Below are 15,755 nucleotides of genomic sequence, written 5' to 3' on the forward strand. Positions count from 1 at the left end.
CCCCTCTTTTCAAATGACTATAGAATACATAATATATGACTGAAAATTTATAATATTACACTTCTAATTATATAAGAAACAATTATGTTATGGTAAAATTATCAAAAAAATATAAAGGAGAATGCATCATTATGCCTCCAAATTCACATAACATCGAACACCAGATCTATACAATGTGTATGATCCAACGTAACAATGAAGTTTTACTCATAAAACGCCCCAACCATCGAGGTTTCCCTGGCTACATCGCTCCTGGCGGCAAAGTAGATTTCCCCGAAAGTATCGTTCAAGCCGCTATAAGAGAAGTAAAAGAAGAAACTGGACTACTTGTTTCCAATTTAACTTTTAAAGGATTAGATGAATATGTAAATCCAAAAGGTAATGTTCGATATATGGTATTTAACTATTGGACAGACTCATTTGAAGGTGAACTTCTTTTGAACCCTCCTGAGGGTGAATTATTATGGATGCCAATCGATACAGCACTAAAGCTACCTATGCAAACTTGGTTTAAAGAAAGATTCCCATTATTTTTTGAAACAGGCACTTTTGAAATTCAACGTATTTGGGATAATGATCTAGATAAACAAGTTGCTATAACAATTACACATACGTAAAAAAGCTTGGAATCTCTCCAAGCTTTTCTTACTTCTCCTCTACTTTCTTAATCTTATAATCAATTTCTAAAAACTTAACTCCAAATATCCACATTCTATGATTAGCCTCTAGTATGTGATCCGTGCGCTCTTTTATAATAAAAGTCTCTGCTAACGGTAAACGGATTGTTAAGAACCGAGTATGTAAATAAATCCCCTCATCTCCCTGACCATTTTCTCTTAACTTACTAGTAATGATTAAATCATGACTATCATTATATAGTTTCAAAATACCAGTCATATTCGAATAAGGTAAAGGTAAGGCGATATTCATATATGTCTCATTCTTATTTGTATGCTTTGAATAAAGAGCTACAAAAATAGATTCACCTGCTTCATTTTTCCTTATCCAAGCCCTTACATTCTCTCTTCCATCTTTCTCATCTATTACACTAATGATAGAGCCATGCATCGTTTCCCAATTGCCGCCCATCCCTAAATGTATTTGTTCTACACGCTTACTCATTTTCTCATAGCAAAGTGCGAACGGACGGAACCAACGAGTCCATTTAATATTCGATTGCAATTCATACTCTGCTGTATTTTCATAAAAATGAATCATACTTAAAGGAACCTTCGTCACATCAAATGCCTCACTATGAAAGTCATTTACTTTATCGACTAAACCGTTGTATTCCTTACTGTCTACTAAATTGCTGCTATATAAATAAGCCTCACCAATTGCCACATTTCCTCTTAACTTACTCATTGGTTTCCCATAGTATTTATAATTCGGAACACTCTTTTCAATCACCCAGCCGATAAATGCCGGTAAAGCTACTCCAAGTCCATTGACAACACCATGAATCCAAACCATTTGAGCAATTGTAATCGTCATTACATGCTTCAAATTTCCGTATGAATATATAAGCGAGAACATAATTGTAACCATGAGTGTACTAGACGAAACGATTAGAAGAATCTTTGCACTGATAGCATTAAATTTTGCTCTCCAAACGTAAAATCCATACCCATAAATTGCACATAAATATAGGAACACTGCAAAAAATTCAAATATTCTTGAGTATGTAATTCCTATTGCAACTGTCATAGGTGAAATCATGATGATAAACATAATAGCATCATACACTTTACTTCTCTTTTCTCTTTTTCTCCCTATTAAACCAGCTGATAATGGCAATAGAAACGCCGAATAATGAAAATGTGCAGCTGTGAGTAAAACAATGTCAGAGCTAAAATGCATAATTGAAAGTTTTGCTACTGAAGCAGAAAACCAAAAACCACCTAAAAACAAATAAATAAACGCACTATCTATGGCGATCTCTTCTAACGGCTTCCATCCTCTTTCTAGCAATCTACTTACACCAAATAACGCAACAATTCCTGTATATACAAACCAAACTAGCGCAAATACATATTGATTTGTGACGAAAGCTAGCATTGCACAAATTGCTGCGATTGGATATAAAAATGATACGGATTTATAAAATAATAATTGCGATCCATCTCTTTTTCTTTTATCAATAATACAAAGTGACATTGGTATAAATAATAAAACAGATAATAATATAATTGCTTCAACAGGATTTATATTTGACCACTCACATATTAGAAAAATAACATAACAAGCAAGCCCAAATATTATATTTTTCATATCGTTTATTCCCTTTCCACAAATGTTCCCTTATATGAAAAAAGCGAACCAATTAACGGGTTTCGTACTTGTACATGAATTCGAAAACACTGAAGTGTTTCATCATAACTTTCAACAATTTTTGCCTCACCATACAAAAATTTTGGTAACGGCATTTTTCTTCCAAACATATAAAACCATTGTTTCTTTGAAGAAATATGCATTGCCCCTAACTCATCGATATGAAAATGCAGTGTAGAAACGAGTAAATGTGGTTCACCAAAATAATCTACAATTTCATTTTCGTTTTCATCCAATTGCATAACTGCATTAAAATATCTTTTCTTATTATGGAAATAAAAAGTACGGTTCCACCTTACTAATTCTCGTCCATATTCATCTCGCTCAGCTATGTTTTGTATCGTAAATGGAATTTCCTCTCCTCGTTCCGAGAAAAACATTCGAAACTTCGATGTAATTTTCAATATAAATTTCACGAAAAAAGAGCCACCGTAAATTTCATCCATCTTTCCTTCCCCTGTAAAACTATTCTCTTCTGTAATCGCATAACGCTTCTGCAATTCAGGATGAAGATTTTTATAGGTATCCCCTAATAATCGTTCATACATATTAGCCATACACTTATCCCTTTCTCGCCCTCTTGCAATTTTTCGCGCTTGGTAAATCGAAACTATTTATATAACCGACAATTGATAACCCCATTAGAAGAACATTTAATGTAATCGGATTAAACGGCCCTGTAAAGCTTGCAATATTCGTAAATCCTGCTGCTAACGTTAAAACTAGTAATACAATAATATGCAGTATAAATAATTTTCGTTTTATTATTGGCAACAGCCATACGACACCGAAAATTATTTCTAACATCCCAATTATTTTAAGTATACATATACTACTTTCATTTGAACCGATTAATACAGAAAGCATCTTTACTTCTTCTAAATGAGTAAACAGTAGTTTTGGCACTATCCCTTGATATATCCATACAAAAGCAAATAAAAAACATACGAGCCAATACGTCATTGTTCTTCTAATTAGTAACCTAGGATGAAGCCCCTTTTCTAACCATAATTTTAAGGCATCAAAACTCCAAGCAGTCGCCCAACCTAATAACGGCCGAAACATATAGCAATCTATTACATTCCCTACACGACCAAATCTTGTATCATAATCATATTGTGTCTTAAAATGGATGTATTCTTTATTTGGCGTATACTTCCAATAACCACGTCCTATTTGAATAAGAGATAATGTATTATCCGTCCAAAATTTTAAAGAAGAAATTCTTTCACCAGTTTCTTTTCTTATTTCACCTATTGATTCCCCTTCTCCAGCTATTTCAAGCCCAAATCCAATCTTTGTTTTATACAAAAACTTCTGTGGTTCTCCTTCTTTTTTCTCTAAATACGAAATTTCAGTAAAGCGAGCATCCCACTCTGTATGTATATGTGGTTCTTGCGTATATTCCCATAATTTTTCCATCGTCGTGTTCATTTTTGTCGCAACATAAATAGGCTGTTTCCTTTTCATTCTCCCCACCTCCTATGCACTATAAGTTTAATGTACATGCAATGAATTTATTTTGCTACATTTTTCACAAACTTCCCCAAAAAAGAAAGAATTTTTAAAATGTATATAAAACACTTGATTCCCCGAAAAATTTAAATTATTATAAAACAAATGTTACCAACAACTTCATAAATCAAACACTCTCGCCTAAAACGTGAGATAGAGGTTGCGATACTTATGAGTATTCTAATGGAGACACAGAGATGTCTATGAAGTTAGATAAAAGGAAGTATTGCCGAAATTGATAAATTTCTCTGCATTTATCAATTGGGGCTGTTTTCGAATAGAAACAGAACTGTCATATGTACAAACGTGTACGTATGAAGAGCTATCTACAAAAAAGAGATATCATTTTTTATGATATTCCTTTTTTGGCGGTTTTTTTATTAGCTCCGTTTTCTGTTTCCCTTTTCCTGTAACAGCACCATCCTCACTTATTTGAGATGGTGTTTTTTGTTTGTCTTTCTGGTAACTACAGGAGTATTGGGATTTATATATTTCCTAATCTATTCTTAAAAATAGACGAAAGAAGGAATCTGTAATGGAAACAATTGTTCAAAAATTCGGTGGCACTTCTGTCGGAAGCGTCGAACGCATTCAACATGTAGCAAATTTAATTATTGAAGAATATGAACGAGGTCATAGCATTGTCTCTGTCGTTTCAGCAATGGGAAAAAGCACAGATGAACTTGTCGCACTCGCTAACGCTATCACAGAAAATCCAAGTAAACGTGAAATGGATATGCTTCTATCTACAGGAGAACAAGTAACTATTTCATTATTAACAATGGCACTGCAAGCAAAAGGCTATCATGCAATTTCATTAACAGGGTGGCAAGCAGGTATTACGACAGAATCTGTACATAGTAGTGCACGGATTACTGACATTCATACAGATCGTATTCAATCTTATCTTGCTGAAGGTACGATTGTTATTGTAGCTGGTTTCCAAGGAGTCAGTGAAGATTTTGAAATTACAACGCTTGGACGAGGCGGTTCTGATACAACTGCTGTCGCATTAGCTGCTGCACTAAACGCAAAAAAATGTGATATTTACACAGATGTGACCGGCGTATATACGACGGATCCACGAGTTGTAAAAGATGCTTATAAATTAGATGAAATTTCTTATGACGAAATGTTAGAACTTGCAAACCTCGGTGCTGGTGTATTACACCCGCGTGCTGTTGAGTTTGCTAAAAATCATAATGTCATTTTAGAAGTTCGCTCAAGTATGGAACAAGAAAACGGAACAATTGTAAAAGGAGAATGTAACATGGAACAACAATCAATCGTTAAAGGTATTGCATTTGAAGATAATATTACACGCATCACAGTGAAAGGATTAGAACAAGGTTCACTTTCAACTGTTTTCTCTACATTAGCAGCGGCACATATTAATGTAGATATCATCATTCAAAGTATTACAAATGAAGGAACTGTTCATCTCTCCTTCTCCATCCATTCTAATGATTTAAGAGAAACATTAGAAGTATTGGAACAAAATCAAGAGGCACTTCACTATGAAGCAGTAGAATATGAAAATCATTTAGCAAAAGTATCAATCGTAGGATCTGGCATGGTATCTAACCCAGGTGTCGCTGCAAATATGTTCACTACTTTAAAAGAAGAAGATATTCATATTAAAATGGTAAGTACATCAGAAATTAAAGTGTCTGTCGTTATTGACCGCCTTCATTTAGTAACAGGCGTTGAGGCGCTGCATCAATCATTTATGGCGAAAATTGAGCCTTTCGTGCAAATGAGCTAATTTGATATGTTTAGTAACGCTTATAAAAAAAACATATCAATCTACTTCCTTCCTATTAAATAAAAAGCTATTCGTTAACAAGATGCTATATGATATATTAAAAAACACCTTGTCACATTTTCCTATACTGTGACAAGGTGTTTTTGACTGAAAGGAATTTGTAACTACTTAGTAGTATAATTATGAGGATAATTAAATAATAAACTTTTATACATAAGGAGATAAGACTATGGCAAAAAACAAATTACTACGAATGGACAATGTCAGCATCGTTGTAGAATCCCTTGATAACGCAATCTCTTTCTTTGAGGAGATTGGCTTGAATCTCGAAGGTCGAGCAAATGTCGAAGGTGAATGGGCTGGTCGCGTAACTGGACTCGGTTCTCAGTGCGTAGAAATCGCTATGATGGTCACTCCAGATGGCCACAGCCGAATTGAACTTTCGCGATTTCTCACCCCTCCTACTATAGCAGATCACCGAACAGCTCCTGTAAACGCCCTCGGTTATCTACGCGTCATGTTCACTGTCGAGGATATTGACGAAATGGTATCGAGACTCACTAAGCATGGTGCAGAGCTCGTTGGCGAAGTAGTTCAGTACGAGAACTCGTATCGTCTCTGCTACATTCGTGGAGTCGAAGGAATTTTAATCGGTTTAGCAGAAGAACTCGGTAATAAATAAGTAATGTTTTATAAAAAAGAGGGAATAGCTCTATATTTAAGCTATTCCCTTACTTCTATTAAAACAGATGAATGTTTTCTTTCTTGCAAGCTTCACGTAAATCGTCAGGCCATACAGAAGATTGAACTTCACCGATATGTGCTTTACGTAAGAAGTACATGCACATTCTTGATTGTCCAATGCCACCGCCGATTGTTAATGGTAGTACGTCTTCTAGTATACCTTTATGGAAATCATACTCACGTTTGAAGTCTTCACCAGTTTTCGTTAACTGCTCATCAAGTGATTTACTATCAACACGAATTCCCATTGATGATAACTCAAATGAAGATTGTAGTACTGGGTGCCAGAATAAAATGTCACCGTTTAATTTCCAATCGTCATAATCAGCTGCGCGTCCGTCATGCTTTTCACCTGAACGAAGTGCATCACCAATTCCGATAATGAAGACTGCACCGTGTTCTTTTGCAATTGCATGTTCACGATCTTTCGGTGTTAATTCTGGATATTTATCTTCTAATTCTTGAGAAGTAACGAAAACAATTTCTTCCGGTAAATACTTTCCAAGGAACGGATATTTTTCAAATAAGTGATCTTCTAAATCTTTGAATATTCCATAAATTGTTTGTACGGTTTTTTGTAAGTATTCAACAGTACGCCATTCTTTTTGAACGATTTTTTCCCAATCCCATTGGTCAACATAAATGGAATGCGTTGCATCAAGTTCTTCATCACGACGAATCGCGTTCATGTTTGTATATAAACCTTCACCAGCTTCATATCCGTATTCATGTAATGCAAATCGTTTCCATTTCGCTAGTGAATGAACAATTTCTAATTCTTCTCCTGAATGTAACATATCAAATTCAATTGGACGTTCTACACCGTTTAGGTGATCGTTTAATCCTGATTTTTTCGTTACGAATAATGGTGCAGATACGCGGAATAGTTCAAGGCGTTTTGCTAATTGGTCCTCGAAAAATGTTTTAACTTCCTTAATTGCAATTTGAGTCTCTCTTACTGTCATTAATGATTGATACATGGTGGTTTCCTCCTAAAATGTTTGGATGTTGTGAAAAGAAGCCAACAAAAAAAGCCCTTCTTTCCCAAAAAACTGGGACGAAAGGCTTTGGTTCCGCGGTACCACCCAAATTAGCAACAGAGGTTGCTCACTTATACAATACGGAGATGGAATATCTCGATACTGTTCTTCTTGTAACGGCGAAGTTCCCGGCTAAGTCTACTTTCCTATAAAGGATTTCGGTTAGCAACTCCAGGAGGTTCTTCATAATAGGCTTCGTATCAGGCTCACACCACCCCTGACTCGCTTAAACTACGTCCTACTACTACTCGTCCTTTCATAGTCGTTTTGTTGTCACATCTCTGAAACATTTTATTAATGATTATTCTATACAAAAAATAAAGAAAGTCAACAAAAAGTTTTAAAATATTTTTCAATTCTTTATTTTACGGCTTTATTGATTGTTGTTAATTTAACATCTTTACTTTTTCTGCCTCGTCAATCCAAAAAATGTTTCACTGACCGAAACTAACGTATACACAATAATTAATGTGATCGTTCGGAATATAGAATCCGCAGTATTTCTTATTATTTTCATTTTCTTTATAATTCCTTTCAGTTTACTTGCAATTTCATGATATACTATAGCATTCAAGCAGTTTGTTTTTACTTAAAACAAACATAGTCATTTATCCAGAATATTTTTCTAAAACATTGGCTATTATTAAATAAGATTTTTTATATAACGGAGTGATCATATGAGTAAAACGAAAGCAAAACCGAAAAAAGGTGTAGGACAAGGTACAGGAAGTAAAGGATGGAACCGTTGGCAATCAAGTGCAAAGAAAAAGGCAGCTGCCAAACCCTACAAAAGTAAAGGTACAAAGAAGTAATTTAAATAACATTTGATTTCTTTACTTTGTACAAAACAAAATATAATTATTACAACAAAAAAGCTATGCCCTCATAAATTTGAAGGCATAGCTTTTTTATATTAAATCATTAAAATATCTCGAATTTCTTCCTCTGTGATTGAGGACAATTTCTCTTCTCCCGGCTCAATCACTTCAGCGATTAAATTTTTCTTACTTTCTTGCAGTTCATGCATTTTCTCCTCAATTGTTCCCTGAGCTACTAGCTTTATAACTTGCACTGTATTTTTTTGTCCCATTCGATACGCCCTATCGGCCGCTTGTTGTTCAACAGCTGGATTCCACCATAAATCATATAATATTACTGTATCTGCACCAGTTAAATTAAGTCCGGTACCACCAGCTTTTAAAGAAATGAGAAATAGATCTCCTTCTCCTTCGTTAAACCGATCGCACAGCTCTACACGATCCTGCGCTGGTGTACTCCCGTCTAAATAAAAGTATGGAATTGCTTGTCGATTTAACTCACGACCAATAATGGAAAGCATCTTCGTAAATTGAGAAAAAATTAATATTCTCTTCCCTGTACTTCTACATTCCTCTAAAATCTCTAACAGTTGTTCAAATTTAGCTGAACTTCCTTTGTAATCATCAACAAATAAAGCAGGATGGCAACAAATTTGTCGCAATCTCGTTAAACCAGCTAAAATTCTAATTTTATTTTTACGTAACGTATCTTTGTCTAAATGCTTTAACGTTTCTTCCCTTAGCTTCGCTAAATAAGCAGCATAAAGACTCTTTTGATCGGGTAATAACTCCGATGATTGTAAGTGCTCTATTTTCTCTGGCAACTCATTTAATACGTCCCCTTTTAATCGTCTTAATACGAATGGTTTCACTCGCTTCGCTATATCTTCACGCCTTAAATCACCGAACTCTTTTCTTCCTGGTAATAATTCTGGGAAGACGACATGGAAGATAGACCATAGCTCTTCTAATGAATTTTCTACAGGTGTACCCGTTAGCCCAAAACGGTATTCAGCTTGAATTGTTTTCACAGCTCTTGCCGTTTGCGTTGTAGGGTTTTTAAACGCCTGCGCTTCATCAAGGAATAGTGTATGAAATGGTCTTGCATACAATCTTATATCTCTTCTCAGTAATGGATATGACGTAATTACAACATCAAATTCCGTTATATCTTTCAAAATTTTCCGGCGCTCTGCTTGAATTCCATCTGCAATAACTGCTCTAATATGCGGGGCGAATTTTTTCAATTCACTAAACCAATTATAAACAAGAGATGATGGTGAAACGACTAATATTGGCAGTTTCTTTTCTCGAATCTCATTCAAAACAGAATCTATAAAAGCAATGCTTTGCAACGTTTTTCCAAGTCCCATATCATCTGCTAAAATACCGCCAAAACGGTAATGAGCAAGTGTTTTCATCCATTCGAACCCATATACTTGATACTTTCTCATTTCTGCATTTAAAGTATTTGGCACAGCAAACTTTAATTTTTTCGGGTTTTGAATGTTTTCTACTAACTCTTGAACAGAATCATCCAAACTTAAAACATTGCCTTCATGAAGTCCGTTCATCCATTTTACACTCCGAATAAGCGGAACATTTACCTCTTCTCCATGTAAAAATTCTTTCCGAATACCTGATTCTTTTATAAACTGATTAATTTCATTAAACTCTTTACTCTCTAGCGATAAAAACGAACCATTCGCCAATCGATAATATTTACGTTTCTCTTCAAGGGCCGCTAATACACCTTTAATTTCTGCTTCTGGTATTCCTTTTATATCAAAACGAAATGACAACCAATCAATTCTTTCTTTTCTTCTCACTCTAATAAGAGGAGCTGCATCCCCTTTACTAATTCGCAATTTGATTGCTGTTGTCGCATAAATATCAACTAAACCTTTTAATGTTGGCACAACGTGATATAAAAAGTTATACTCAGCTTCTTCATTATGCATAAAGTAACCGCCTTCTGTTTTTGCAAAAGCACTTTCACTCATAATGTCTAAAATCTCTTTTTCCTTTTTCTCATCACGATTAAAAACAGACGGCTGTCCATCCTCTTCTAGCGGATTAATCATGACGTTCCCATAGTGAAATTCAAGACCTGCTAATAAGCGATTTTTCACGCGGTCTAAATACAATTTCGCTTTTAGCGAAGGTGTTTCAACACGATCCGATATTACTTCATCAATGTGTACAGTTCCGAGCTTCATTAATCCTGGTACAACTTTCGCGACGAAATGTTCCATCTTACTTTCTGGAATATAAAACTGATTACTATTTGAGCGACTCATCATCTTTTGTAATTCAATAAGTCGCATACAATCTTCAATGTGTAAGTGATATAATTTCCCATCGTAAAGTGCATTGTTATACATATCCATAACTTGTACACGATTTAAACCCTCTATATGAAGTGTAAATCCGCCATTATTTCCCTTCGTAAATTCAAAGTGTAACGGCAACAACCCTTTTGAAACTTGTAATCCCTGAAACAGTTGTTCATTTTGTTTCAGCTGTACATATTCAGCTTTAGAAAGTGAAAAGAGCATATCTTTCCATGAAGCTGGTGGTATAAATATCATACTTTCATCTTGTTTCGCATGTACTTCTAGCGTATCTTCATACATTTTTTCGTTATGATACATTTTAATGAGCTGCTGAATAATCGCATCCGTTTCTTGTTTAAAACTATGTACATCTGGTGTATATGTAAATTCATTTGAACAATGAAAAGACTCTCTTTTCTCCACCTTAAAAAGAAATTCTCTAATATGATTTATGAAATACACTTTGGCAAGTTTCAATTGAATTCCAAGAAGAGCCCCACCACTTCTCGTAGCAACTGGTGTACATATAAACTCAATATCTAATATTTCACGTGTATCAAAACGGTGTTGTTTACTTTTTGGTCTCAGTGGTTTGTCTGCAAACAGCTGAAACATACCACTTGTCAATTGATCATTTCTGCTACTAGTGGAGCTCATTCCACCTGTTTGTTGATTATAGTTTATTTGTATTAATACTGCTGCAACATGTTGACAGTACGTTTGAAAAGACGCTAATGAAGGACAACTACATTTTGCAACAACATCACCCTTTTTGGCTTTTGCTACTGTAACATGGAAATCCTCGTTCCCTTTTACTGTCGCCTCACAAATTTCTTTATTTTCATCGTAATGATCTATTATCACTTTATTTGATTTATAATAGGCTTCACCTCTTTTATATGAGGTCTCTCCGCACACTTCTTTAATAATCGATTTATTCAATGTGAAACTCATCGCTTTGACACTTCCTTAATATAAAACCATTTTCTCTTACTTAACATTTTACATGCTCCACGAGAAAATATAAAATGTTGATTTAACAAAAGAAGATGCTTATTTATAAGCATCTTCTTCACTCTATCTCCATCAACCTCTTCGCCTCAAAATACAACACTTGAATAAACTTCTTCGTATTAATTCGCGTATGACCAGAAGATGCGAGTTCATCTTTCGTCATTTCTGTCATCCGTTTTCTAACTACGGTAAAATCGAAAAATTTTGGAGCATAGCTTTCAAATTTTGGATTTGAAAAGTCTGTTAATCCTAAAGAAGCCAAATGATTTAACGACTGATAAATAGCTCGACGTACTCTTTGTTCAGACGCTTTTTTCTCTTTATCAATATCCGCCTCTAAAGCTAGATCCCCTAATTTCCTTATCGTAATATGATGAAAAATTTCTTTTAACGCAGGAAAGCCAAACTCAAATGTCTGTGCCTTTTCTTGACCATATAAATATTCCAGCATACTAAGTAAATCTTTACTTCCATTCTCTCCGGCAATACCGAGTTCTGATAGTAAAAAGCGCCCTAAATCCCCTATCTTTTTTCCTTCTTGCACTGGTTCAGTACGCAATTGCGGCTTTTCCCACTGAAACACGTTATTCAATGATTTTTGAATATCATGTATAGAACGCTCCAATCTAATACGCTCCATCACTTTGCGTACAACAGATACAACTTCGATTTTGTTTAATGGTTTTGTAATATAATATTCTACACCAAGTGTATATGCCTCACCTATAAGCTGCTTCGATTCCACTTGAGAAATCATAATGATTTTCCCCGTGAAAGTTGACGCAATGTGACGAACTGTTTCAATTCCGTCCCTCATCGGCATCAACAAATCAATAAATAAAATATCTACTTTTTTAAAATTTAGTTGATCCGCTTCAATAAAAGCTCCGTCATCCGCCTCACCAATTACTTCTCCAAGATCTCCATCTTCAATAATTTGCGAAAGCATCGAACGGAAAACTTCATCATCGTCTACGATATAATAAAACAAATCTATTCCCCTTCCTGCTTTAAACTATCCTCTGGTAAACAAACGATAAACTTACATCCTCTTTTATTTTCTCGGTCTTCTAATTTCACTTCTCCGCCTAGCTCTGTTACCATTTCATTTATGTAAGAAAGCCCAATACCAGTTGACGGTGTTCCCGTTTGATCATACTTGGAAGTAAATCCTGGCTTAAATACTAATTTCTTATACTTTTGTGTAATACCAGGCCCATCGTCAATTACTTCAAAAAATATATGCTGATTTCTTTTATATAGCTTAATAATAACGAAACCTTTATCTTCAATTGCTTCAACTGCATTTGCAACTAAGTTATTAAAAATTGATAGCACTGTATACACGTGGTATGCAGCATGCTCACCTTCTATATGTTTAGAAAAACGTATATCCTTTTCTAGCATTTCAGCATACTTCTCGTTTATTCTAACAATCATCTCTGCTAACTCATGTCCTTCTACATATTCAGCCACATTTTTATCTAATAACAGTTTAGATAATCCTGCAAATATCCTTTGATTATCCTTTTTTATTTCATGCACTTCCCCCGCTATTTTCAATGCTGTTTTACTACTTGAATCAGCGCTTACTTGTAAATTTCGATATAGTTGATATGCTTCTTGTGTAATTAACTCCGCATTTTGTAACGTCTTTTTCAAATGAACAGATTCCACATATAAATTAGAAAGATGCATTAACATATTTTCATTTTCTTTTCGAACTTGCGATTCTTTTAATTTCGTTTCATATAAATTCATCATATTTAAAAAACCAAGTGCAAAGAAACTACGAAAAATAGCAATAATAATAAGTTTATTCACTTCAGAAATCGTTATTGTTGTACCTAGTACTAACATGTGATAAAACGCAAGTTCTGACATACTTGCAACAATTTCAATTGAAATTCCAAGGCATCCAATAATGATTGGTTTCTGATGGAACTTATTTACCCTACAAAGCGAAAAAAAACTGCCATAAATAAAATAATAGAAGAACACAGGATAACGCAAATAAAATGATTCTGTCATATGAAATGAACCTTGCATGATCCAGTCAAGACATACTCGGAATAAGACTACAGATATACCAACAAGAATACCTGCAACTCCTGCTGGTACTCTTCTTAAAAATAATAATAAAAAGAAGAATAGCGGTGTACCGAAGCTAACTCGAAACGTATCATTAAAGGGATGAAAGTTCAGCTCCCCAGCAATCGGAACAACGACCATTAATATAATTAAAAGGGACATATCTTTCTTCCATAATTGATTCCAATTCAAAGGTGACACTTCCTATACTTTTTTTCAGTAGTAAAAGTGAAAGCCCGCTTATTGTTATAAACGGGCTTTTTTTCTATATTCTAACCTTTTCTACCGCTTTTATTTGGCGATACTCTGGCTTCCACATTGCTTCTTGCACTGCCATCTTGATATCGTTATCACTTAAGTTCACTCTTGCAACACCTTCTGCAACTGCAACTTTCGCTACTTCAATTGCAACCATTTCTGAGATATTACGTAATTCTTCGACCTCTGGTAAAATAGGTGCTCCTGGCTGACTTGTATCTACCATACTTGCAACTGCTTCAGCAGCCGCTGCGAACATTCCATCCGTCATGACGCTTGCTCGTACTACAATTGTTCCAAGACCAAGCCCTGGGAAAATAAGTGCATTATTTGATTGTCCAATCACATACGTTACACCGTTATATGTAACTGGTTCAAATGGACTTCCTGTTGCAACTAACGCTCTTCCTTCTGTCCACTCGATTAAATCTGCTGGTTTTGCTTCAGCAAGTGGCGTTGGATTCGACATTGGTAAAATGATTGGTCTTTCTACGTGAGAAGCCATTTCTTTAATAATCTCTTCTTTAAATGCACCTGCAACAGTAGATGTACCAATTAAAATTGTCGGTTTTACATGTTTCACAACTTCAGCAAGTCCGATCACATCATTTTCTTTCCACTCACTTACTTCTGCTTCTTTTCTTGCGTACGGAATTTGGAAATCAAGAAGATCTTCCATATTATCTGTAACTAACCCGTTACGATCAATACACCAGAAACGCTTATATGATTCTTCTTCAGATACGCCTACGCGGACCATCGCATCTCTAACTTGATCTGCGATACCGATTCCAGCCGTACCAGCACCAAATACAACAACGCGGTGTTCACTTAGCGGTACACCAGAAGCTTTCACTGCCGATAATACTGCCGCAAGTGAAACTGCACCTGTACCTTGAATATCATCATTAAATGTACAAACATCATGACGATATTTATCTAAAATTTTTCGTGCGTTACGAGAGCTAAAGTCTTCCCAATGTAAAAGTGCTTTCGGGAATTGTTTGTTTACCGCTTGTACAAACGTATCAATAAATTCATCGTAAGCTTCACCTGTTATACGAGGGTGACGATTTCCAATATAAAATGGATTGTTTAATAGCTCCTCACGGTTTGTACCTACATCTAAAATTACTGGTAATACACGACTAGGATCGATTCCAACTGCAGCAGTGTAAACAGCTAATTTTCCGATTGCGATGTTAATACCACCAACGCCCCAGTCACCAATTCCTAATATGCCTTCTCCATCTGTTACAACGACTAAATCAATGTTCTCAGCTGTTGCACCGATATTCGTGAATGCTTCTTCGATACCTGATGGATCGTTAATTGATAAATAAACACCACGTGGTTTACGATATTCATGACTATATCTTTGAATTGCTACACCGACAGTTGGTGTATATACAATCGGTAACATTTCACGTAAATGATCTGTTAATATACGATAAAATAATACTTCATTTCGATCATGTAACGCAGTTAAGTATACATTCTTTAATAAATCATCCGGCTGAGAACTAAATTGTTCGTATGCTCGGCGTGCCTGTTCTTCTAACGTTAAAACCGCTGGCGGTAATAACCCTTTTAAACCTAACTCTTCTCTTTCATTTTGTGTGAAAGCTACCCCTTTATTTAAAAGTGGTGTTGATAATACTTCTGCTCCTCTTAATGTTGTTTCTAATGCACCATTAGAAGCTACTGTAAACTTGCTCATAACATCCCTACCTCTATTCATATATAGCATTTCTATATTGTAAACAAAAAAGAGGGGATTGTCCCCCTCTTCTTTTAATTTTTCTTTAAAAGAGTTGCTCCTGCAATCCCTGGGTGTGTCATC

Annotated in this window: 12 protein-coding genes, 1 riboswitch and 1 other annotated feature; of the genes, 4 read left to right on the forward strand and 8 right to left on the reverse strand. The window is 35.2% G+C overall.

The features are described from left to right. The first annotated feature begins 131 nt into the window (after positions 1 to 131). Positions 132 to 617: an NUDIX domain-containing protein gene (locus ACZDYH_RS15150; protein WP_474886538.1), complete on the forward strand. Its 486-nt coding sequence runs from the start codon at positions 132 to 134 to the stop codon at positions 615 to 617. Between the two features lie 28 nt (positions 618 to 645). On the opposite strand, the gene ACZDYH_RS15155 is transcribed toward ACZDYH_RS15150, so the two are convergent. The 3 genes from ACZDYH_RS15155 to ACZDYH_RS15165 are packed head-to-tail and all read right to left on the reverse strand — an operon-like array spanning position 646 to position 3,801. Beyond that, the gene (locus ACZDYH_RS15155) at positions 646 to 2,271 is read right to left on the reverse strand and encodes a YndJ family protein (RefSeq protein ID WP_474886540.1); all 1,626 of its coding nucleotides are present in this window, start codon (positions 2,269 to 2,271) and stop codon (positions 646 to 648) included. 5 nt (positions 2,272 to 2,276) lie between these two features. Beyond that, complete coding sequence (locus tag ACZDYH_RS15160) at positions 2,277 to 2,888, reverse strand: DUF4166 domain-containing protein (protein WP_000002654.1); 612 nt, start codon at positions 2,886 to 2,888, stop codon at positions 2,277 to 2,279. A gap of 4 nt (positions 2,889 to 2,892) precedes the next feature. Continuing rightward, entirely contained in the window at positions 2,893 to 3,801 is a 909-nt protein-coding gene (locus ACZDYH_RS15165; RefSeq protein WP_264622862.1) for a DoxX-like family protein, read from the reverse strand. Positions 3,802 to 3,992: 191 nt separating this feature from the next. Then, positions 3,993 to 4,179, forward strand: a riboswitch (Lysine riboswitch). Positions 4,180 to 4,381: 202 nt separating this feature from the next. Here ACZDYH_RS15165 and ACZDYH_RS15170 point away from each other — a divergent pair. Both ACZDYH_RS15170 and ACZDYH_RS15175 read left to right on the forward strand, forming a co-directional pair. Beyond that, positions 4,382 to 5,611 (forward strand): aspartate kinase, encoded by a 1,230-nt coding sequence (locus ACZDYH_RS15170; RefSeq protein ID WP_048657254.1) that lies wholly within the window; start codon positions 4,382 to 4,384, stop codon positions 5,609 to 5,611. A 229-nt stretch (positions 5,612 to 5,840) separates the two neighbouring features. Next, entirely contained in the window at positions 5,841 to 6,293 is a 453-nt protein-coding gene (locus ACZDYH_RS15175) for a VOC family protein (RefSeq protein ID WP_001107259.1), read from the forward strand. Positions 6,294 to 6,351: 58 nt separating this feature from the next. Here the strand turns inward: ACZDYH_RS15175 and asnA are convergent, their stop codons facing one another. Continuing rightward, on the reverse strand, positions 6,352 to 7,335 hold the full coding sequence (gene asnA, locus ACZDYH_RS15180) for an aspartate--ammonia ligase (protein ID WP_000284917.1): 984 nt from the start codon (positions 7,333 to 7,335) through the stop codon (positions 6,352 to 6,354). Between the two features lie 70 nt (positions 7,336 to 7,405). Then, positions 7,406 to 7,664 (reverse strand) — a binding site (T-box leader). Positions 7,665 to 8,072: 408 nt separating this feature from the next. On the opposite strand from asnA, the gene ACZDYH_RS15185 reads away from it, so the two are divergent. Continuing rightward, a complete protein-coding gene (locus tag ACZDYH_RS15185; protein WP_000047588.1) occupies positions 8,073 to 8,207 on the forward strand; it encodes a DUF3934 domain-containing protein in 135 nt (44 codons plus the stop codon). Positions 8,208 to 8,308: 101 nt separating this feature from the next. Here ACZDYH_RS15185 and ACZDYH_RS15190 read toward each other — a convergent pair whose 3' ends face one another. The 4 genes from ACZDYH_RS15190 to malS all read right to left on the reverse strand — a co-directional run bounded on the left by ACZDYH_RS15190 (position 8,309) and on the right by malS (position 15,632). Continuing rightward, positions 8,309 to 11,503, reverse strand: a complete 3,195-nt coding sequence (locus tag ACZDYH_RS15190) for an SNF2 helicase associated domain-containing protein (RefSeq protein ID WP_458868841.1) — start codon at positions 11,501 to 11,503, stop codon at positions 8,309 to 8,311. Positions 11,504 to 11,621: 118 nt separating this feature from the next. Next, positions 11,622 to 12,554, reverse strand: a complete 933-nt coding sequence (locus ACZDYH_RS15195) for a response regulator (protein ID WP_000500302.1) — start codon at positions 12,552 to 12,554, stop codon at positions 11,622 to 11,624. 2 nt (positions 12,555 to 12,556) lie between these two features. Further along, complete coding sequence (locus tag ACZDYH_RS15200; RefSeq protein ID WP_002023846.1) at positions 12,557 to 13,855, reverse strand: sensor histidine kinase; 1,299 nt, start codon at positions 13,853 to 13,855, stop codon at positions 12,557 to 12,559. A gap of 64 nt (positions 13,856 to 13,919) precedes the next feature. Beyond that, entirely contained in the window at positions 13,920 to 15,632 is a 1,713-nt protein-coding gene (malS, locus tag ACZDYH_RS15205; protein WP_002023847.1) for an oxaloacetate-decarboxylating malate dehydrogenase, read from the reverse strand. Between the last annotated feature and the right edge of the window lie 123 nt (positions 15,633 to 15,755).

It is taken from the genome of Bacillus sp. EB V-12 (assembly GCF_056158125.1).